18 protein-coding genes are annotated in these 18,943 nt (G+C 58.0%); 5 read left to right on the top strand and 13 right to left on the bottom strand.

The window, feature by feature from the left end:
* Window positions 1–328 precede the first annotated feature (328 nt).
* A complete protein-coding gene (ppc, locus tag EP166_RS04580; protein WP_127555601.1) occupies window positions 329–2,944 on the bottom strand; it encodes a phosphoenolpyruvate carboxylase in 2,616 nt (871 codons plus the stop codon).
* Window positions 2,945–3,226: 282 nt separating this feature from the next.
* Here ppc and EP166_RS04575 point away from each other — a divergent pair, with 282 nt between their 5' ends.
* Window positions 3,227–4,576, top strand: a complete 1,350-nt coding sequence (locus tag EP166_RS04575; RefSeq protein ID WP_127555600.1) for an aldehyde dehydrogenase family protein — start codon at window positions 3,227–3,229, stop codon at window positions 4,574–4,576.
* Window positions 4,577–4,704: 128 nt separating this feature from the next.
* Here EP166_RS04575 and EP166_RS04570 read toward each other — a convergent pair whose 3' ends face one another.
* Window positions 4,705–5,253: an NUDIX hydrolase gene (locus tag EP166_RS04570; RefSeq protein ID WP_127555599.1), complete on the bottom strand. Its 549-nt coding sequence runs from the start codon at window positions 5,251–5,253 to the stop codon at window positions 4,705–4,707.
* Window positions 5,254–5,293: 40 nt separating this feature from the next.
* Window positions 5,294–5,671: a DUF3135 domain-containing protein gene (locus EP166_RS04565; RefSeq protein WP_127555598.1), complete on the bottom strand. Its 378-nt coding sequence runs from the start codon at window positions 5,669–5,671 to the stop codon at window positions 5,294–5,296.
* Between the two features lie 237 nt (window positions 5,672–5,908).
* Here EP166_RS04565 and EP166_RS04560 point away from each other — a divergent pair, with 237 nt between their 5' ends.
* The 3 genes from EP166_RS04560 (at window position 5,909) to EP166_RS04550 (ending at window position 8,129) form a co-directional block, all read left to right on the top strand.
* Window positions 5,909–6,526 carry an NUDIX hydrolase gene (locus EP166_RS04560; RefSeq protein ID WP_127555597.1) on the top strand — a complete coding sequence of 206 codons (618 nt, stop codon included), beginning with the start codon at window positions 5,909–5,911 and terminating at the stop codon, window positions 6,524–6,526.
* 170 nt (window positions 6,527–6,696) lie between these two features.
* On the top strand, window positions 6,697–7,692 hold the full coding sequence (locus EP166_RS04555; protein WP_127555596.1) for a DUF4062 domain-containing protein: 996 nt from the start codon (window positions 6,697–6,699) through the stop codon (window positions 7,690–7,692).
* Window positions 7,692–8,129, top strand: a complete 438-nt coding sequence (locus tag EP166_RS04550) for a helix-turn-helix domain-containing protein (protein ID WP_127555595.1) — start codon at window positions 7,692–7,694, stop codon at window positions 8,127–8,129. Before EP166_RS04555 ends, EP166_RS04550 begins: the two co-directional genes overlap by 1 nt.
* Window positions 8,130–8,152: 23 nt before the next feature.
* On the opposite strand, the gene EP166_RS04545 is transcribed toward EP166_RS04550, so the two are convergent.
* The 9 genes from EP166_RS04545 to EP166_RS04505 all read right to left on the bottom strand — a co-directional run bounded on the left by EP166_RS04545 (window position 8,153) and on the right by EP166_RS04505 (window position 16,256).
* Window positions 8,153–9,082 (bottom strand): hypothetical protein, encoded by a 930-nt coding sequence (locus EP166_RS04545; protein ID WP_127555594.1) that lies wholly within the window; start codon window positions 9,080–9,082, stop codon window positions 8,153–8,155.
* A gap of 51 nt (window positions 9,083–9,133) precedes the next feature.
* Window positions 9,134–9,784 (bottom strand): endonuclease III, encoded by a 651-nt coding sequence (gene nth / locus EP166_RS04540; protein ID WP_127555593.1) that lies wholly within the window; start codon window positions 9,782–9,784, stop codon window positions 9,134–9,136.
* Between the two features lie 7 nt (window positions 9,785–9,791).
* Window positions 9,792–10,526 carry an electron transport complex subunit E gene (locus tag EP166_RS04535; protein WP_127555592.1) on the bottom strand — a complete coding sequence of 245 codons (735 nt, stop codon included), beginning with the start codon at window positions 10,524–10,526 and terminating at the stop codon, window positions 9,792–9,794.
* The gene (gene rsxG, locus EP166_RS04530) at window positions 10,523–11,236 is read right to left on the bottom strand and encodes an electron transport complex subunit RsxG (RefSeq protein ID WP_127555591.1); all 714 of its coding nucleotides are present in this window, start codon (window positions 11,234–11,236) and stop codon (window positions 10,523–10,525) included. Before rsxG ends, EP166_RS04535 begins: the two co-directional genes overlap by 4 nt.
* Window positions 11,229–12,257 (bottom strand): RnfABCDGE type electron transport complex subunit D, encoded by a 1,029-nt coding sequence (locus EP166_RS04525; RefSeq protein ID WP_127555590.1) that lies wholly within the window; start codon window positions 12,255–12,257, stop codon window positions 11,229–11,231. Before EP166_RS04525 ends, rsxG begins: the two co-directional genes overlap by 8 nt.
* Window positions 12,254–14,065, bottom strand: coding sequence for an electron transport complex subunit RsxC (gene rsxC, locus EP166_RS04520; RefSeq protein WP_127555589.1), 1,812 nt, complete (start codon window positions 14,063–14,065; stop codon window positions 12,254–12,256). The genes EP166_RS04525 and rsxC overlap by 4 nt, the downstream gene beginning before the upstream one ends.
* Entirely contained in the window at window positions 14,062–14,643 is a 582-nt protein-coding gene (gene rsxB, locus EP166_RS04515; protein ID WP_127555588.1) for an electron transport complex subunit RsxB, read from the bottom strand. Before rsxB ends, rsxC begins: the two co-directional genes overlap by 4 nt.
* Window positions 14,644–14,646: 3 nt before the next feature.
* On the bottom strand, window positions 14,647–15,231 hold the full coding sequence (gene rsxA / locus EP166_RS04510) for an electron transport complex subunit RsxA (protein WP_028672676.1): 585 nt from the start codon (window positions 15,229–15,231) through the stop codon (window positions 14,647–14,649).
* 152 nt (window positions 15,232–15,383) lie between these two features.
* Window positions 15,384–16,256, bottom strand: a complete 873-nt coding sequence (locus tag EP166_RS04505; protein ID WP_127555587.1) for a DMT family transporter — start codon at window positions 16,254–16,256, stop codon at window positions 15,384–15,386.
* Between the two features lie 165 nt (window positions 16,257–16,421).
* On the opposite strand from EP166_RS04505, the gene EP166_RS04500 reads away from it, so the two are divergent.
* Window positions 16,422–17,753: a UDP-glucose dehydrogenase family protein gene (locus EP166_RS04500; RefSeq protein ID WP_127555586.1), complete on the top strand. Its 1,332-nt coding sequence runs from the start codon at window positions 16,422–16,424 to the stop codon at window positions 17,751–17,753.
* Window positions 17,754–17,810: 57 nt separating this feature from the next.
* On the opposite strand, the gene apbC is transcribed toward EP166_RS04500, so the two are convergent.
* On the bottom strand, window positions 17,811–18,878 hold the full coding sequence (gene apbC / locus EP166_RS04495; RefSeq protein ID WP_127555585.1) for an iron-sulfur cluster carrier protein ApbC: 1,068 nt from the start codon (window positions 18,876–18,878) through the stop codon (window positions 17,811–17,813).
* Window positions 18,879–18,943 lie beyond the last annotated feature (65 nt).

Below are 18,943 nucleotides of genomic sequence, written 5' to 3'. Positions count from 1 at the left end.
CATCAGTATGCTGCTCTATGTGGCGGCAAATACCGGTAAAATCGTTTAATTCCTGTTATTTTTGGTGATCTTGATGCAGTGTCGAACTTATAGGCCTGCATCAGCCAGACGCTAAGATACCCGCCAAGGCCGCCAAGCTCAACCATTGGCGGTTAGACTTCAGTCGATAGATGGAGTGTACAGGGCAATTGACCTGATGAAAGGCCAGTCCCCCAGCGACTGGGAACACCCCAACCGGTGATTAGGGCCTTGCCTACAAGGCGAGCATCACCGGTTGTTTATTCTCCCTGTCACCCTGAGGGCTGGCTGTCTACAAAAACCGCGACGGTTACCCCGTGTTGCGCATGCCGGCCGAAATGCCAGCCATGGTGACTTTCAGGGCACGCTCCAGTTGCGGGTCGAGATTTCCCGTTTTACGGGCCCGTTTCAACAGTTCCGCCTGCAAGTAGTTCAGCGGGTCGGTGTAGGGGTTCCGCACCAGAATCGATTGTGCCAACAGCGGGTCACTTTCCAGCAGTACCTGTTGTTTCTTGATCTGGTTAAGCAACACCTCACTGGCTTTCAGGTCTTCACGCAGGTCTTCGCCCAGTTCATGCAGCTCCGGTGGTACCAGCTGTTGCTCGTAATAGGCGGTGATGGAGCCGTCGGCCTTGCCCAGCACCATTTCCAGCAAGTCGAGAAAGCTGCTGAAGAACGTCCAGTTCTCAACCATGTCCTGCAGCAGTTCCGGGTTGGTCGCCAGCCCATGCTCCAGCGCCTGGCGCGCACCCAGCCAGGAGGGCATGTTCAGCCGCACCTGCATCCAGGCGAATACCCAGGGAATGGCGCGCAGACTTTCAACACCGCCGGTTGCCTTGCGTTTGGCCGGTCGGCTGCCCAGAGCCAGCATGCCCAGTTCCTGTTCGGGGGTCAGGCTTCTGAAATAGGGCACAAAGCGCTCATCGTGCCGTACCACCGCGCGGTAACGCTCCAGACTGGCCTTTGACATCGCTTCCATCAGGTCACGCCACTCGGGTTTGGGCGCGGCGCTCGGTTCCAGGGTGGCGCGCAGTGTCGCCGCCACATAGATGCTGAGGCTGCGCACGGCCACCCGGGGCATGCCGAACTTGTAGCGAATCATCTCGCCCTGTTCGGTGACCCGAATGGCACCACGGACTGATCCTGGCGGCTGAGATGCCATGGCCTTTTCAACCGGACCACCGCCCCGGCCAACGGTGCCGCCCCGGCCGTGGAAGAGCATCAGGTGAATGTCGTTATCGCTGGCCAGCTTGACCAGGCGCTCCTGAGCCTTGTACTGAGCCCAGGTAGCAGTCAGTTTGCCGGCATCCTTGGCGGAGTCCGAATAACCAATCATTACTGTCTGTTTGCCACCGCAATACTCGCGGTACCAGGGCAGTGACCAGAGTTTTTCCATGACCGACACCGAACGGTCGAGGTCATCGAGGGTTTCAAACAGAGGAACGATGGGCACGTTCCAGTCGAGGCCACTCTCTTTTAGCAGCAAGGCAACGGCGAGCACGTCTGACGGGTGTTTGGCCATCGAAATGATGTAGCTCGACAACACCTCGGCTGGCTCTTCTGCCAGAATGCGGGCGGTATCCAATACCTCCCGGGTATCCGCTCCCGGTTCCCAGTGGCGCGGAATCAGCGGGCGACGACTGCCCAGTTGTTCCAGCAAAAAGGCTTCTCGCTGGTCTTCATCCCAGTCTTTGTAGTCACCCAGGCCCAGGTAGCGGGTCACTTCATCGATGGCCAGTATGTGGCGTTCGCTGTCCTGGCGAATATCGAGCGGCACCAGGTTGACGCCAAAGCAGTGCACTCGCCGAATGCAATCGAGCAGCGCCCCGTTGGCAATGCGACTCATACCACATTCCAGCAGGGAGTCGTAACAGGTCATCAGCGGAGCGAGAATGTCGTCGCGGGTGACGATAACGTCCTCCGGCGCGGCCAGCGTTTCGCCCTGAACACGGCGCTCGGCCCAGGTGAGGGTATGTTCCAGCCGGGCGCGCAAGCCATGCAGTTTGGCGCGGTAGGGCGTTGGTGTGTCACCCACCTCGGCCATCAAATCGGCACTCGCTTCGCTCATGCTGAGGTCGCCGGCCAGGTCGTGAATGTCTTTCAGGTACAGGTCGGCTGCCATCCAGCGCCCGAGCAATATCACTTCCTGAGTAACCTTGTGGGTAACGTTCGGGTTGCCGTCGCGGTCGCCGCCCATCCAGGAGTAAAAGTGGAAGGGTGAGGCGTCGACGCTCAGGCCCTGGCCCAGACGGGATCGGGCCGTGCGGTCGAGCTCGCGCAGAAATTGGGGTACCGCGTGCCAGAGCGAGTTTTCGATAACAGCGAAGCCCCATTTGGCTTCATCGACAGCGGTCGGCCGCTCGTCCCGAATCTCGTTGGTATGCCAGATCTCGTTTACCGTGCGGCGCAAGTTCGATTTCAGCTCGGTGCGTTCATAGCGCAGCAGGTCGTTGCGTTTCAGGTCGGCGAGGTCTTCGGCAATGCGTTCATGTTTGCGAATCAGGGTTCGGCGCGTCACTTCGGTGGGGTGTGCGGTCAGCACCAGTTCAATGTTCAGGTTGCGCAGGGCATCGGCCACGCTGTCTTTGCCGAGGGTATCGACCAGCTGTTCCAGGGTGTCTTCCACCGCTTCACGCTGATTGGCCTCGGCACTGGAGAAGAATTGCTGGTCGGCAATGTTGGCCAGGTTCAGGAACTGACTGAACGCTCGCACTATAGGCAGCACGTCGTCGTCTTCCAGGCTCGACAGCACATCGATCAGTGGCTGCGGGTCGCTGCTTTCGGCAGTATTAACGGCCTTGCCAAGACGGCGAATTTCTTCGACCTTGCGGAACAGCTCAGGGCCACGGGTTTCCAGCAGGGTATCGCCCAGCAGTTCGCCCAGCAGACGTACGTTTTCACGCAAGGTGTCAGGAATTACAGTCATGTGTCGATCTCTCCCGGGAAAAGGTTAACTTTGGCAACCGATGCTTTAGAATGCGCTCCCTGCACCGGTGCACCGAACAAGTGCTTGCTACAGAGGCTAACCCTGTAGTCGTACTTTTCTTTCATTTTTTTTGTGTGCAGCGTGCAAACGACAGAGTGGCTTAATAGTACTCATAACCCTGTCACTGAGCCCCTCTTTCAATACGGACGGAGCTGGCGAAGGGACTACAACGCCTGGTCGGATTGTAACTTTACAACATTTCGCCTCAAAATAGGATGACCCATGAGTGTATTCAGATCTGTGAATCCAGCCAGTCAGGAATGCCTGTTCGAGGCAAAAGGCTGGTCACAGACTGAAACGACCGAGATTCTGGATCGCCAGCAGACAGTATGGCCTGCACTGGCAGCATTGCCACTGGCACAGCGCATGGGCTGGCTTGAGGCGCTCGCCGGGTTATTGGCGACGCAGAAAGATCCTCTGGCCCGGCAGATCAGCCGGGAGATGGGCAAGCCCCTGGTTCAGTCACTGGCTGAACTGAGCAAGACGATCGATCTGATCGGATACCTGGTTGCACAGGGCCCCGCCGCACTGGCGCAAACCGATGTGCAATCGGGTGCCGTGCTGAGTTTCGAACCCTGGGGTGGCATTCTCGGCATCATGCCCTGGAATTACCCGGTCTGGCAGGTGTGCCGGTTTGCGCTGCCGGCGTTGCTGGCGGGTAATACGGTGGCGATTAAACCCGCTCCGAATGTTTGGCTCAGTTCCCGTATGCTCGTTGATCTGATGCACCAGGCCGGTTTTCCTGCCGATGCGATAGCCCTATTGCAGATCGACATTGATGTGCTGCCGGCTGTCTACGATCACCCCCATTTGCGCCAGGTGCATTTTACCGGCAGCAGCAATGCAGGCCGGGCCATCGCGGTGGCCTGTGCTGAACGGCTGATTCCCAGCACCCTTGAGCTGGGAGGCAGCGATGTATGGCTGCTGACAGACAGTGGCGATCTGAACGCCTTTGTCGACAACGCCCTGGCATCGCGGCTCAATAATTCGGGTCAGAGTTGTCTCTGTGCCAAACGCTGGCTGGTACCGGAAACCCGGCTGGATGCCGTCCTGGCCCGGGTGCAGGAGCGTCTGGCGGATTTTACGCCGGCAGAGCCGGAATCCGAAGGCTGCACACTGGGCCCTCTGGCCCGTCCCGACATTCGCGACCGCCTGCTCCAGCAGTGGCACAACCTTAAGGTAACCGCGACCCGGCACAGTGAAGACCCAAACGTAGACGGGCTATACGTCAGCCCGGCCTGGGCCGTAACCGACGATCCGATGACCAGCCCGGTCTGGCCGGATGAAATTTTCGGCCCGGTACTGCAGCTGGCGGCTTACTCAACGGTTGATCAGGCGGTTCAGTGGGCCAATCGAAGCCGGTATGGGTTGGGCGGTGCGGTCTGGAGTGGGTCAGTTGAGGAAGCAACCGCCATCGCGCGCAGGCTGTCCACTCGCAACGTCGCCATTAACAAGCCTATGCGCAGTCGCATTGACGTGCCATTCGGTGGTATGGGCGAGTCAGGCTGGGGGGTTGAGCTGGGTGTCACTGGGTTGCAGGCAATAGCCAGGCGTCAAACCCGGTATTTCTAACTCGACGTTCGGTGTTCGCTCAGGAGGCTAGCGAACACCGCGTGTAACCGGTGCCTAGCGCGGGATAAGGCTTCCCAATTGGTTGGAACGCTGAAACGTGAGTTTGGACCTGGCCAGGGCGATGGCAATTACCCCATCTGCTTCGGCCGGTGAACCACCGAATTAAGCACCGGAACATGCTCGGAATCTAGGTGTTCCAGGTAATGCTCAAGCGTTACCTTGACCGTCAGAAAGGCGATTTCATCCCAGGGAATGTCCTCGCGGTGAAACAGCACCACTTCACTGCTTTCGGGCGTCGTTTCGAACGAAAAGTCGGGCATATCGATCCGGTAAAACACATGCACCTGATCAAAATCCGGCAAGCTGACCATTGACAGCAGTTGCGGGTTTTTCCCCATCACGCGGGATTCCTCGACCGTCTCCCGCAGCGCACCTTCAACCGTCGTTTCACCGTTTTCCATAAAACCGGCGGGCAGGGTCCAGTAACCATGCCGCGGTTCAATGGCCCGCCGGCAAAGCAAAATCCGTCCATCGGGAGCTACCGGTAAGGTGCCGGTGATAACACGAGGGTTTTGGTAGTGGACCGTACCGCACTGGTCGCACATAAAGCGGGGGCGGTTATCGAATTCAGGGGTGTCGAATCGCACCCGATGACCGCAATGGCTGCAAAAATTCATGGATAACAAGGTTCGTTGTGGGTTCTTTGCGACAAGCCTATCAGGACTTCGGCGGCGCGTCTTGAACCGGTCGGGGAAAATCCAGTACTACGGCATTGTGATCCTGCTCGACACGGGCTCCGGCACTGGCCAGGCCATCGTAATACAGCGTATCTTTTAGGCATTCGCGTAACTGCTCGACCCGTTCATGCATGAGTTGAGACATACGAATACAGCATTGCATCGGATTTTTAGCTCGGCGGCGTTCCATATCGAGCACAAACTGAAGGCCCTGCAATTGCGCCCGCTGGTGGCTCGGTGCCCGCTCAATGACCTCGGCGACCAGTTGGCTGCGTAGGGTTTCGAGCGCTTCGGGGTCTTCATCAGCCAGCGCTTTGAGGGTATCGAAGGCGGGCAGTTCGATCACAGGGTTGGCCATCACAGTCTCCGTATGGATGGGTTGCCTATTAAGTTCTACAACCTACTTTCCGTTGCCTTATACTGGGCAGGGTGCGAACCAGACTCGTCCTTGTTCAATTTAATCTAGCACTACTGAGTGGCAAATGGCAGTGACACTGTTCAAAAAACAGTCTATTTACGGTTGCTCCGTAAAGGTCATGAAAACGGTCGGTGCGCCAGGCCACTCACAGCGCTGTAAACGTGCGAAAATAAGAGCATGACTGCTTATTCCCCGTTTTTTCACCAACTGGAACACCGGTTGACGACCCATGAGCCACGACTGCTGTCGCTCGACCAGCCACGAGCGGGGGTGTTGGTGCCGCTTGTCGACAACGCTGGCGACCCCTCTCTGCTACTGACGGTTCGGGCCAGCCATTTGAATTCGCACCCTGGTGATATCGCGTTTCCGGGCGGAATGTGGGAGCCCGAAGACACCTCGCTGCAGGCCACTGCATTGCGCGAAACGCACGAAGAATTGAATTTGTCACCCGACCTGATTCAGGTGTTGGGCCCGTTGTCGACCGGTTTGTCCAAAAACGGAGTTCAGGTGTTTCCGTTTGTCGGTAAGGTCTCAAGCCTCGACCAGTGTGTGGCCAGCCCGGATGAAATTGCCGAGTGGTTTACAGTGCCCTGGGCGTTCTTTACCGATACGGCGCCCCGGCTACAGCCCATCGAACGTCATGGTATTTCGTTTCAGATCCCGCATTACGATTATGACGGACACCACATTTGGGGTCTGACGGCGATGATCCTGCTTGAACTGGTGAACCTCACCGAGGGGACCGACTGGCCCTTGCCCGCCTTTACCGGCGTCACCCGACCAGGCCGATTATAATGCCAGAGAGCTATGGCCGAGGCTTGAATACGTGAATAGAGGCATGTTCGCCGGACGCTGTGTTATACTTCTAACCGGACTTTTTAGTGGACTTTTGCCAGAAGCGCTTGCAAGGGTCCGAGTTCATCACAGGGTTCTGCGAACATGGATGGGGCAGGTGGTTAGCAAGCATGTCTGAAACACGAAAACTGATCATGGTGGCGTCGCTCGAACGTCACCTCGTAAAGGAACGCAATGTGCTGTTTGAGGCCATCATGGCACAACAGTGTGTTCCTACCGGTCTGCCGTTTCCGGCCGTCTCTGCGAATTACCTCTGGAAACTGAACCAACTTGCCTTAAGCGATGCCGATTATGTGTTTCTGCTGGTCGGCAATGAATACGGCCCATTGACGGAGCAAGGCGTCGGCTATCTGCATCAAACTTACGCCACGGTTCGCGCCCAGCACAAAACGCCCGTTGCCCTGATCTACACCGGCCATGACATTCCCAGCCCCAGCGACATCGATAAAACCCGGCTGAATCAGCTGGTTGGTTTGCTGAAGACCGGTATCTATTACGAGTGGGACGGCGAAGAAACGCTGCGTGATGTCACTGAGCGCGCCATCGAGCAGGTGATGGAAGAGCATCCGGCGCCGGGTTGGCAAAAAGCAGGCGCCGTGACTGAATCGTCTGCCGAGCTGAGTGCATTGCGGGCTGAAGTAGAGCGGCTGAAACAGGAATTGTCTGCTGGCCGTTCTTCGCGTGCCGCCGCTGATTTGTCGGCACTGACCAACCCCCGGTCGGTCTGGCACAGCCAGTTCAGTTGCAAGGCGTTTCGTGAAGGGCAGCTAAAGGTGCTGACTGGCAGCGTCTCCGTTTCCTGGAAAACGGTCTTCACCTGGCTGGCTGCACCCCTGTTAACCCCGGTTACCGAAACCCGCGTCAACGCGCTACTGGCCGAGTATCTGCAGCCGCTGGCACTGGTCGACGTCAAGCGTCGCTGGCAGGGCAGCCATGCGGTGGCCGACGTGAAACTCGAACGAGCGGCTCTAGATGAAGTTAAGCTGCAATTGCATTCCATGTCGCTGATTCAGTTCGACAACCTCGGCCGCTGGAGCCTTACCGACACCGGTGAGTCGGTGGCACTGAAAACCGTTCCGGCCATGGCCAGTCGCCGCGAAGCCTGATGACGTTTGCCGATCGCCTGAAAATACTGATTGCAGGCCGCACTGTCAGTGAGTTTGCACGCTCGGTCGGCCTCAGCGAAAGTCTGATTCGCAAGTATCTGAACGGCTCAGAACCTTCGCTGTCGCGGGCACACCAGATAGCTCGAGCCAGCCAATGCTCTCTGGTCTGGCTGGCCAGTGGCGAAGGCCTGCCATTTGATGCAGCACCTGAAGTCGCCATCGACGCACTGCAGTCAGCCCTGCGTATCTTCGCGAACGAACCCCGAGCTACCGATTTTCACATCCCCGATACCGACACCCTGAAACACATCATCGCGCTGTATCAATACCTGAGAAATCACCGCCTGCGTGACGGTACGGTGGATGAATTGCTGGGACAGTCGTTTTTGCAATTGCTGCAGCAAGGTGAGACGAACGACGCCAGCGGTGAAAAATAGCCTGCGTTATTCCACAAATTCGCTCAGTTAACCAGCGCAAGCGAAAATGCACTGCGCCCGAACAGACAGGCAGATGACCCGGCCATTGGGCTCAACCAAAGGTTGCCTCCCTGGGCAGTCACTATTTGGTGAAGGCGTCGAATAGCCGGGTGCTGCTGCAAAGGCTCTATGTCTCCCGCGAAGCTGGCATTAACGGCTGAGTGACTTAACCGGCTTTCTTCCAATGCTGCCTGGACCAGATCGACGATTGGGGTGATCGGGTCTTCATCGGTTGCGCGTTGAACCATGGTGTCTTCACCATCCAGAACCTGAAAGACGGGAAACGTCTTCTGGTGAGCCATGATGGATCGTTTCAGCCAGTTCAGTGGTGGGAAAGTCGGGTTGTGAGGGAACAGCATCGGGTTGGCAAACGCCGGCACACTGTAGAAGTGTCGAATTCTGGGGGCAAAGGCCAGCAGAGGCAGACGCAGTTTATCAATGGTGAGCCCCTGATCGCGATGCAAATGGGCGATCTCCTGAACCAGCAACCCGTAAGCCGCCAGCGTATGGCCGCTGTCCATAACGCGCAATCTGAAATGGCTGTGCAGGTTCGCGGCATGCCGCAGGCGGTCGAGCTGTGGTTGCAGGGTGGCGGCCTGATGATTCCAGTGGTGGTAGCCAGGGTGACGATGCTTTGCCGGCGTAATAACCAGGGTGCCGTCGCTCTGCAGCAACCAGCTGTCGTTCAAACGTTGGCTGAGGTGGGTATCCTGATGCAGCTCGGGCAATGCATCGCGGGTGGGGTGGTCTGCTGTCTGATACCAGGCATCCGTTATGGCCTTGCTGCGGTCATCGGGTGGCAGCACGGCTGGATTTGCTAACCAGGTTACGGGCAGGGTGGCCAGATCAAAGCGCTGATAAATGGCCTTTGGCAAATCGCAGCTGGCATCCAGGGCCAGAGTCAGGTACTGCATGGGGTGAACATCCTGTTCCGGGTTCCATTGTCGTAATCAGCTTAATACAGATCATTCTGTTTTGTCTTTGAACTCGCACAAATCTTCAATAATGCAGGCACCGCAACGAGGTTTGCGGGCCGTGCAGGTGTAGCGCCCGTGTAGAATCAGCCAGTGGTGGGCGTCCATCAAAAACTCCGCAGGTATCAGTCTCAACAGTCGCTGTTCGACCTCAACCACATTCTTGCCCGGTGCAATACGCGTGCGGTTGGCGACACGGAAAATATGGGTGTCTACCGCCATGGTGGGCTGGCCAAAGGCGGTGTTCAGCACCACATTGGCGGTTTTACGGCCGACACCGGGCAGTGCTTCCAGAGCGGCTCGATCGTTCGGAATTTCGCCGGCTTCGAGGTTCAGGTCACTGTGCTGTTCGAGCAGCAACTGACACAACTTGTGCACGTTGTCTGCTTTGCTGTTAAACAGGCCAATGGTTTTGATGTAATCCTTCAATCCATCGACACCTAACTCAACAATGGACTGCGGCGTGTTGGCGACCGGGTAGAGTTTGTCGGTGGCCTTGTTCACCCCTTTGTCGGTCGCCTGGGCCGACAACACCACCGCCACCAGCAACTCAAACGGTGTGCTGTAATTCAGCTCGGTCTCCGGGTTGGGGTTGGCGGCGCGCAGGCGGCTGAATATGTCGGTTCGTTTGGCTTTGTTCATGATTCCGCTAACTGATGCTCCCAGTTACCCGCACGCGTTTGGAGCCAGCAACCGGCTTCTCGGCTTTTGCGGCCTTTCGTTTTTCGATACCCGAGTCCACCCGGTTCTTCACCGCAATTAACAAACCCAAGCCCACGAAAGCGCCGGGCGGCAAAACGGCAAACAGAAAATCCGGATAATTGGGAAACAGAGTGATTTCCCAGCTTTCTGCAACGGGCCCAAAAATCAGATCCATATTGGTAAACAGGGTGCCCTGGCCAATCAGTTCACGCAGACCACCGAGCACTATCAACACCGCCAGAAACCCCAGTGACATCATAAAGCCATCGAGCATTGCCGGCAGTACCGGATTCTTGCGGGCAAAGGCATCGGCGCGGCCGAGAATGGTGCAATTGGTGACGATCAACGGAATGAAGATACCCAGCACCTGATAAAGCTCGTAGGTGAACGCCTGCATCAACAATTCAGCGCAGGTCGTAAAGGAAGCGATGATCATCACAAAGGCTGGCAACCGCACCGAGTCCGGCACGTAATGGCGAATCAGTGAGACCGCCGTGTTGGAACCGACCAGCACCACCATGGTGGCAATACCCAACCCAAGCGCGTTTACCACCGAACCGGTAACCGCGAGCAGGGGGCACAGGCCCAGCAGTTGCACCAGGGCAGCGTTGTTGTTCCACAAGCCGTTGCGTGTCAGCTCGCGGGCCGAGGCTGTGCTTTTGGTGGGGGTCGTGTCGCTCATGAATCGACTCCGGTGGTGTCAGGGTCGGTGCTCAGCAGCACCGCCCGGTTGGTCTCGAAGAACGTCAGTGTTCTGGCCACGGCGCGCACGATGGCGCGGGGGGTGATGGTGGCCCCGGTCATCTGGTCGAAGGCGCCGCCGTCTTTTTTTACCTGCCACTGATCGGGCTCAATCGTCTCGAACGACTGGCCGTCGAAACTGAATATCCAGTCCGATTTGCTGGTTTCTATCTGGTCACCCAGGCCCGGTGTTTCCTTGTGGGTGATGACCCGTACCCCAAGCAAAGTGCCACTGGCATCAATGGCGGCCACCAGTCGAATGGGTTCGGTATAACCCTCGGGTGCAACAAAGGGCAGAATAACCGCAGTGACCTCTTCATCTTTTCTTGCCTGGTACCAGGTTGCCTCACGATTCAGTCGCAGTTGAGTGGTCTCAGTTAACGCTGGTAGATTTACCGAGTATGCGGTTTCCAGCAAGTCGTTGTCGCGCAGTCGTTCGGGTACCAGTTCATAGAGAGCGCGGGCTTCGAATTCGCGCTGGTTCGCATCTATGCGGTCGGCCGTCAACGTCTGGGTAACGGCAATAATGCCCGCCGTGAACACAGCAAAAATGCCCAGACCGATGGCACTGCGGCGAATCGCCTGCGTCAGCGTGATGGGTGCTTCGGCGCCGGTGTCCGGTTGTGCGTTGTTATCGGTTTCGTCAGTCATTCTTGAAGCCTTTCACCGATTTGTCGTGGCCGTAAACGCGAGGGCGGGTGTAATGGTCAATCAGCGGGGCGGCAAAGTTCATCAGCAACACGGCAAAAGCCACCGCATCGGGGTAATTGCCCCAGGTTCGAATCAGGTAGATCAGCACGCCAATGCCAGCGCCATACACCAGCTTGCCCCGGTTGCTCGTTGCCGCACTGACCGGGTCTGTGGCGATGAAGAAGGCGCCCAGCATGGTGGCCCCGGCAAACAGGTGCAGGTCGATCGGCGTGCGCACGTCGGCATCGCCGCTGAACAAGAGTGCCATAATGCCAAGGCCCGCCAGAAAGCTGACCGGGATGTGCCAGGTGATGATGCGCTTCCACAGCAAGAGACCGCCGCCAGCCAGAAACGCCAGGTTGGCCACATCCCAGCCTTCGGCGACCCAGCTGCCGAAAATGGGCGATTGCAGCACTTCAGCTGAGGTTAGCCGCGAGATATCCAGCTTATAGACATCCAGCGGGGTGGCACCCGTTGCGCCATCGACCGGGGTCTGGCCCGCGAAAATAATCGCCAATGTATCAGCGATCGGGAGCGAAAAATCGGGGCTGGCCCAGCGCGTGGTCATGTACAGCGGCAACGACACCAGCAGCAGGGCATAGGCAACCATGGCCGGGTTGAACGGGTTGTTGCCCAGCCCACCGAACAGTTGTTTGGCGAACACAATGGCGATCATCGTGCCCAAAACGGTTAGCCACCAGGGTGCCAGCGGCGGCAGCGCCAGCGCGAGCAGGGCCGCGGTCACCAGTGCGCTCAGGTCTTTCAAAAAGAACATCACCGGTCGGCCACGCCAGGCCAGCAGCAGCGCCTCGGCGATCAGCGCTGTCAGTAACGCCAGCACCATATTAATGGCATAGCCAAGGCTGAAGCTGACGATCAGCACTATCCAGCCCGGCACCAGGGCCAGCAACACCCAGCCCATCACCCATCTGACGGAGGTGCGACCGGTCACGTGCGGTGAGGTCAGATTAAGCCCCGTCATGAATCGGTTTCCTTTTTGGCGTCGGTACGGGTCGGTTCGCCATGAGCGGCGTTGTCCAGTGCGGCTTGGGCCGTACGATGTTTCTCTTCCAGTTTGGTCAGCGCCTTGCGCAGTGCGGGCACCATATCCGGCGATTCCTGTTCGGCGACCACAAGCCGCTCATTGGCTTTTTTGACTTTGGTTGCCGCCAGTTCCAGCGCTTTTTCAAGGTCTTCCCGGCTCAGTTCTGCTGTGTTCTGTGCAGCACCGGCCTTTTTTGCCTTGGCGCGCGCCATGGCGGCTTTGATGGCATCGTCCTGGGCATCGGGCTCGCCGCTGCCGTTTTCAGCCTTGGCGGCACGGGCTTCGGCCGCCGCTTTGGCGCGGGCTTTGCGGCGGGCCTCTTTCTCCAGACGCTCTTTTTCCAGCCGGGCCTGGCGGGCTTCAAAGCGCGCCCGGGCCCGTTCCGATTTGATCTGCTCTTCCTGTTCGTTGCGCAATTCACCCTTGGCGTAGCGGTAATATTGCACCAGCGGAATTCGGCTTGGGCACACATAGGCGCAGGCACCGCATTCGATGCAATCGTTGATCGAATGCAATTCGGCGGCGTCGAGATCCCGGTGTTTTGACGCCCAGAACAGCTGCTGTGGCAGCAGATTGACCGGGCAGGCTTGTTCGCACAAGCCGCAGCGAATGCAGGGGTTATCCGGCATGGGCCGGGGCAGTTCCTTGCGCGTGGGCACCAGCAGGCAGTTGGTGGTTTTCATCAGTGGCGCGGTAATGTCGGGAATGGCAAAGCCCATCATCGGGCCACCCATGATCACCCGGTCCGCTTTTTTCAGGTGAACACCGGCCTGGTTCAGTACCGTCTCGATGGGGGTGCCAATACGTACCTCGTAATTGCCCGGCGCGTCTACGGCCTCACCGGTCACGGTAGTCACCCGGCTGATAAGAGGTTCATCAAACACAATGGCCCGGTAGATGCTGGCCAGGGTACCCACGTTCTGGCACACAATGCCCAGATCGCTCGGCAAACCACCGCGAGGTACTTCCTGGCCGGTGACCAGTTGAATCAACTGACGTTCGCCGCCGCTTGGGTATTTCGTCGGCACCACATTGATGCGCAGGTCGATCCCCAGGCGGTCAGCGGCTTCGCGCATGGCGGCCAGTGCCTGCGGCTTGTTGTCCTCAATGCCAAGTCGAATCGTGTTGGCCGCGAGCAAATGTTTGGCGATGACGGCACCTTGCAGAACCTCATCGGCGCGTTCGCGCATCAGGCGGTCGTCGGCGGTGATGTAGGGTTCGCACTCGGCGGCGTTAATCAGCAGGGTAGTGATCGGCTTGTGTTTGTTGCGGTATTTCACATCGGTCGGGAAGCCGGCGCCACCCTGGCCAACCACGCCGCAATCGCGCAGGCGCTGAATCAGATCATCAATCGGTTGCTCGCGCCAGTTGGGCAGCCCGTTACGGTTGCGCCAGTCGTCCTCGCCATCGGCTTCGAGCAGAATGCAGGGGGCCGGCAAACCGGATTCATGGGCGATTACGCGGTCTTCAATGGCACAGATACGGCCCGATGTGGGCGCATGCACGGCCGCGCTTATGCCGCCAACGGCTGTTGCCAGTACGTCGCCTTTGCGTACCGTAGACCCGACGGATACCACCGGGTCGGCCGGAGCGCCCAGATGCATGGTCAGCGGCAACACCAAGACTGAAGGCAGCGGCACCTCGGTGATGGGAGTGGTGTTTGAGAGTGTTTTGCGTTCATCCGGGTGAATACCGCCTTTCAGCGAAAACACCTTGTCGGTCACGATTACAGCCTGGGCAGTCATGCGGCACGCTCCCGGTCTGAAGGCTGATCGGTCGCGATCAGGCTAACCCCGGGTTCGGGTTTGTCCCAGTGCCAGCTGCGCAGGGTGACTTCAATGGGCACCATATCAATGCAGTCGACCGGGCAGGGCTCGACGCACAGGTCGCAGCCGGTGCATTCGCTTTCGATCACGGTGTGCATCTGTTTGGCCGCGCCCAGAATGGCATCGACCGGGCAGGCCTGAATGCATTTGGTGCAGCCAATGCATTCATCTTCGCGAATCACCGCGACGGTGCGGCCTTTCTCTACACCATGTTCGGCATCGAGCGGTTCGGGTTCTACATCGAGCAGGTCGGCCAGGGCCTGAATGGTGGCTTCGCCGCCGGGCGGGCACTTATTGATCTTGTCGCCATTGGCAATGGCTTCGGCATAGGGGCGGCAACCCGGGTAGCCGCACTGGCCACACTGGGTTTGCGGCAGAATGTCGTCGATGTTATCGACAATGGGGTTCCCCTCGGGCCGGAACCGCACCGAAGCAAAACCAAGCAAGCCGCCAAGCACAGCGGCCAGAATGAGCAGGGTGACAACCGCGATCCACATAAATTACCCCAACGTCACCAGACCAGAGAAACCCATAAAGGCGAGCGACATAATGCCCGCCGCCACCAGCCCAATGGCCGCGCCCTGAAACGGCACCGGCACATCGGCCACCGCCAGCCGTTCACGCATGGCGGCAAACAGCACCAGCACCAGCGAAAAGCCGACGGCCGCGCCAAAGCCGTATAAAAAGCTTTCAATCAAACTGTTTTGGCGGCTGATGTTCAGCAACGCCACCCCAAGTACCGCACAGTTGGTGGTGATCAGCGGTAGAAAGATGCCCAGCACCCGGTACAGCAGCGGGCTGGTCTTGCGCACCAGCATCTCGGTAAATTGCACCATAAAGGCGATCACCAGAATAAAGCTGATGGTTCTGAGGTAGGTTAACCCCAGTGGTTCGAGCAACCAGGTGTACACCACATAGCTTGCCACCGAGGAGAGCGTCAGCACAAAGGTTGTCGCGGCCGACATGCCCACGGCCGTCTCCAGCTTGCTCGACACGCCCATAAAGGGGCACAGCCCGAGAAACTGAACCAGAACAAAGTTGTTAACCAGAATGGTGCCAACCAGCAAAAGCAGGTAGTCGCTCATCTAAAAGACGGCCTTAACGGTGTATGGGGTGATAAGAAAATAGACCGCTATTATCGTGAATTGTTATATAGCTAACAAGGTAATTGGCGGAATCGGTTTAGTGTGTTTGGTTATGGTTATAAAACGTTGGTGCCACAAACGATCGGCAGAGGTCAGTGTGTAGCCCCGTTTAGCGCAATCACCGCCACACCCGCCACCGCCAGCAACATGCCGCCCCAGGCCTTGCGACTGGCGCGATGCCCGCGTATCCGGTCAATCGAAAACGCCATTATGGCGCAGGTTGCGATCAGGGTTTGCACCACACCGGCCTCGGTACGTTTAACCGCCAATTGCTGAAACCAGATAGCCAGCAGCGTACCCACAAAGGTACTCAGCGCCAGAATTGCCCATTGGCGGCCTGTCAACCGGGGCCAGAATGCCTTGCGTTGCAAGCCGATGATCAGGGGAATGGCGGTAATGCCGGCCGCCAGCCGCAAAAACGACGCCTGTGATGCCGGCATATCAACCGCCAGAAATACCTCGCGCATAAACACCATGCCCAGCGCCTGACACAAGGCCGCCCCAAGGGCGAACGCCATGCCCAGAAAGGGATGGCTGCGATGCGCCGGATTTTCCGGCTCCAGCACCCAGAACAGCGCCGGGATGATCATCGCCGCCCCCAGCCATTGCCACAGCGTCAAAAACTCGCTTAGCCACAACATGCCCAGGCCTATGGCAAACAAGGGCGCGCTCGATTCGGCAATCGACAGCGTCGTGCGTTCACCAATTCGGTTCAGCGCCGAGAAAATAAAGGTATCGCCCAGCGTAATGCCAATGAAGCCACTGAGCAGCAACGGGGTTAATACTTCGGGCGGAATGGCGACCCACTGACCCGAAACCCAGATAAACACCAGTAAACCAGCGCAGGCCAGCAGACCTTTCCAGAAATTCAGCTGCAACGGCGACAGGGCAGTGCCCAGATGGCGAAACCCATAGGCGGCCAGCGTCCACGACAGTGCGGCTAATATGGCAAAGAGTTCACCCATCGATAACGTTCATCCAAAAGTCTGCACTGAAAAAAGGGCGTGTATCTAACATCGGTCGTTGGGTAAAGGTCAAGCAATCGGGTGTCGCAGCCCCCAACCTCCTGCGGTAAACTGCGCGCAACCAACGTAAAACCGTCTTACACCCGAAACGTGAAGGGATAAACAATGAAGATTACTGTATTTGGTATTGGCTACGTCGGCCTGGTGCAGGGAACCTGTCTGGCTGAGGCCGGGCACGAGGTCGTGTGTGTCGATGTCGATGCCAGCCGGGTCGAGAACCTGAAAAAAGGCATCATCCCCATCTACGAGCCGGGGCTCGAGCCCATGGTCAAGGCCAACCACGAATCCGGTCGACTCAGCTTCACCACCGATGCTGCTGCAGCCGTCGCCCATGGCGACATCCAGTTCATCGCCGTGGGTACCCCGCCCGATGAAGACGGCAGTGCCGACCTGAAGTACGTGCTGGCCGTGGCTCGCACCATCGCCGAGAACATGAACCGCCATACCATTGTGGTGAACAAATCGACCGTCCCGGTGGGCACCGCCGACAAAGTAACCGCTGCCATCAGCGATGTTCTGGCAAAACGCTCCGATGCCAAGCTGACTTTCGATGTTGTCTCCAACCCAGAATTCCTGAAAGAAGGCGCGGCGGTAAACGACTGCATGCGGCCCGACCGCATCGTCATCGGCACGGAAAGCGCCGACTCCATCGAAGCCATGCGCGAGCTGTACGAGCCGTTTAATCGCAACCACGAAAAAATCATCCAGATGGACGTGCGCAGCGCCGAGCTGACCAAATACGCCGCCAACTGCATGCTGGCCACTAAAATCAGCTTCATGAACGAAATCGCCAACCTGGCCGAACGCCTGGGCGCCGACATCGAAGCCGTGCGCCACGGCATCGGCAGTGACCCACGCATTGGTTACCAGTTCATTTACCCCGGCGTTGGCTACGGCGGCTCATGTTTCCCGAAAGACGTTCAGGCGCTGATCCGCACCGCTGATGGCATCGACTTCGACGCCAAGGTGTTGAAAGCCGTAGAGGCGCGTAACTACGAACAGAAAACCACGCTGTTCAGCAAGATTAACGCGCATTACAACGGCGACCTGAAAGGCAAAACCTTCGCGGTGTGGGGCCTGAGTTTCAAACCCAACACCGACGACATGCGCGAAGCGCCAAGTCGTGTGCTGATGGAAGCGTTGTGGGCCGCTGGCGCCAAAGTGCAGGCCTACGACCCCGAAGCCATGGAAGAAACTCAGCGCATTTATGGCAATGAAGAGGGGTTAACCCTGTGTGGCACCAAAGAAGCTGCGCTCAAAGGCGCCGATGCCCTGGCCATTGTGACGGAATGGCAGCCGTTCCGGGTGCCGGATTTCGACGCCATTAAACAACAACTGGCCGACCCGGTTATCTTCGATGGCCGCAACCTGTTTGAGCCCAAGCGGATGCAGAAGAAGGGCATTCAGTATTATTCGGTGGGCCGGAACCCGGTATAAAGGCTTGGCGTGGGGGATGAGGTTAGAGGAGGCCATCCCCCTGGCCCGAATAGCGTTTCACACAAACGAAATCTCGGGCCCGGCGTCAGCGCCCTGCAAGGCCAGCGCCGCAGCGGTCTTCCGCGCCAGCACAAAGTAATGCGCCGCCACTTCACCATCCGGCTCTGCGATGACGGTGGGTTTGCCACTGTCGGTCTGGGTGCGAATGCTGATGTCCAGCGGCAGGCTTTCCAGCAGGCTCACATCGTAGTCTTCTGAGAGCTGTGCGCCGCCGCCTTCGCCGAAAATATGTTCAACATGCCCGCAATTTGAACACACATGCATCGCCATATTCTCAACGATGCCCAGTACCGGAATATTCACTTTGCGGAACATTTCGATGCCCTTGCGCGCATCCAGCAGGGCAATGTCTTGCGGGGTGGTGACGATCACAGAGCCCGATACCGGCACTTTTTGCGCCAGCGTCAGCTGAATATCGCCGGTGCCCGGGGGCATGTCGACGACCAGATAATCCAGATTATCCCACTGCGTTTGCGTTAATAATTGCTGTAACGCTCCCGAGACCATAGGCCCACGCCACACCATGGGCGTTTTCTCGGTTACCAGATAGGCCATCGACATACTTTGCAGGCCATGGGCTTCTACGGGCCTAAAGAATTTGTTGTCTACCGTCTCTGGCTTGGTGCCTTCGGGCACACCCAGCATGGTGCCAATGCTCGGGCCATAGATGTCGGCATCCAGCAAACCAACCCGGGCGCCTTCGGCCTGCAGCGCCAGCGCCAGGTTAACGGCCGTGGTGCTCTTGCCAACCCCGCCTTTGCCAGAGGCCACGGCGATGATGTTCTTGATGTTCTCCATGCCTGGCAGGTTTTCCCGCAGGTTCACGGAGCCAATCTCACAGTGGACGGAGACCTCTACTTCAACATCATCCACCTGGGCTTCAATGTGGCTGGCCAGCAACATAGCCAGCCCTTCCCGATATTGCCCGGCAGCGTAGTGGAGCGTTACCGAGATCTTAACCGGTGAGCCCTCGGTAATGTCGATGTCGGCCGTATCGGCAAAAGGCCGGTCGGTGTGGGGGTCTTTCAGGGTGTTCAGCGCCTGGAGTATGCGTTCAGTCGACATGCTGGGTCCTTAACGTGGCTATGACAGCAGGGTGGGGGCGGGGTAAGGGAAATAAAAGTCGTAAC

The sequence above is a fragment of the Saccharospirillum alexandrii genome (genome assembly GCF_004000275.1).
Lineage (GTDB): Bacteria > Pseudomonadota > Gammaproteobacteria > Pseudomonadales > Natronospirillaceae > Saccharospirillum > Saccharospirillum alexandrii.
Note: the sequence above shows the minus strand (reverse complement) of the source record. Positions and strands in the feature narration are given on the sequence as shown.

What these genes read in the sequence shown, in the direction of transcription:
- EP166_RS04550 (WP_127555595.1), top strand. Translation starts at nt 7,692, where the DNA reads ATGACGTTTGCCGATCGCCTGAAAATACTGATTGCAGGCCGCACTGTC.
- EP166_RS04570 (WP_127555599.1), bottom strand. Translation starts at nt 5,253, where the DNA reads ATGAATTTTTGCAGCCATTGCGGTCATCGGGTGCGATTCGACACCCCT.
- nth (WP_127555593.1), bottom strand. Translation starts at nt 9,784, where the DNA reads ATGAACAAAGCCAAACGAACCGACATATTCAGCCGCCTGCGCGCCGCC.
- EP166_RS04575 (WP_127555600.1), top strand. Translation starts at nt 3,227, where the DNA reads ATGAGTGTATTCAGATCTGTGAATCCAGCCAGTCAGGAATGCCTGTTC.
- EP166_RS04505 (WP_127555587.1), bottom strand. Translation starts at nt 16,256, where the DNA reads ATGGGTGAACTCTTTGCCATATTAGCCGCACTGTCGTGGACGCTGGCC.
- rsxG (WP_127555591.1), bottom strand. Translation starts at nt 11,236, where the DNA reads ATGACTGACGAAACCGATAACAACGCACAACCGGACACCGGCGCCGAA.
- rsxB (WP_127555588.1), bottom strand. Translation starts at nt 14,643, where the DNA reads ATGTGGATCGCGGTTGTCACCCTGCTCATTCTGGCCGCTGTGCTTGGC.
- EP166_RS04500 (WP_127555586.1), top strand. Translation starts at nt 16,422, where the DNA reads ATGAAGATTACTGTATTTGGTATTGGCTACGTCGGCCTGGTGCAGGGA.
- ppc (WP_127555601.1), bottom strand. Translation starts at nt 2,944, where the DNA reads ATGACTGTAATTCCTGACACCTTGCGTGAAAACGTACGTCTGCTGGGC.
- rsxA (WP_028672676.1), bottom strand. Translation starts at nt 15,231, where the DNA reads ATGAGCGACTACCTGCTTTTGCTGGTTGGCACCATTCTGGTTAACAAC.
- EP166_RS04565 (WP_127555598.1), bottom strand. Translation starts at nt 5,671, where the DNA reads ATGGCCAACCCTGTGATCGAACTGCCCGCCTTCGATACCCTCAAAGCG.
- EP166_RS04535 (WP_127555592.1), bottom strand. Translation starts at nt 10,526, where the DNA reads ATGAGCGACACGACCCCCACCAAAAGCACAGCCTCGGCCCGCGAGCTG.
- EP166_RS04560 (WP_127555597.1), top strand. Translation starts at nt 5,909, where the DNA reads ATGACTGCTTATTCCCCGTTTTTTCACCAACTGGAACACCGGTTGACG.
- EP166_RS04545 (WP_127555594.1), bottom strand. Translation starts at nt 9,082, where the DNA reads ATGCAGTACCTGACTCTGGCCCTGGATGCCAGCTGCGATTTGCCAAAG.
- EP166_RS04525 (WP_127555590.1), bottom strand. Translation starts at nt 12,257, where the DNA reads ATGACGGGGCTTAATCTGACCTCACCGCACGTGACCGGTCGCACCTCC.
- EP166_RS04555 (WP_127555596.1), top strand. Translation starts at nt 6,697, where the DNA reads ATGTCTGAAACACGAAAACTGATCATGGTGGCGTCGCTCGAACGTCAC.
- rsxC (WP_127555589.1), bottom strand. Translation starts at nt 14,065, where the DNA reads ATGACTGCCCAGGCTGTAATCGTGACCGACAAGGTGTTTTCGCTGAAA.
- apbC (WP_127555585.1), bottom strand. Translation starts at nt 18,878, where the DNA reads ATGTCGACTGAACGCATACTCCAGGCGCTGAACACCCTGAAAGACCCC.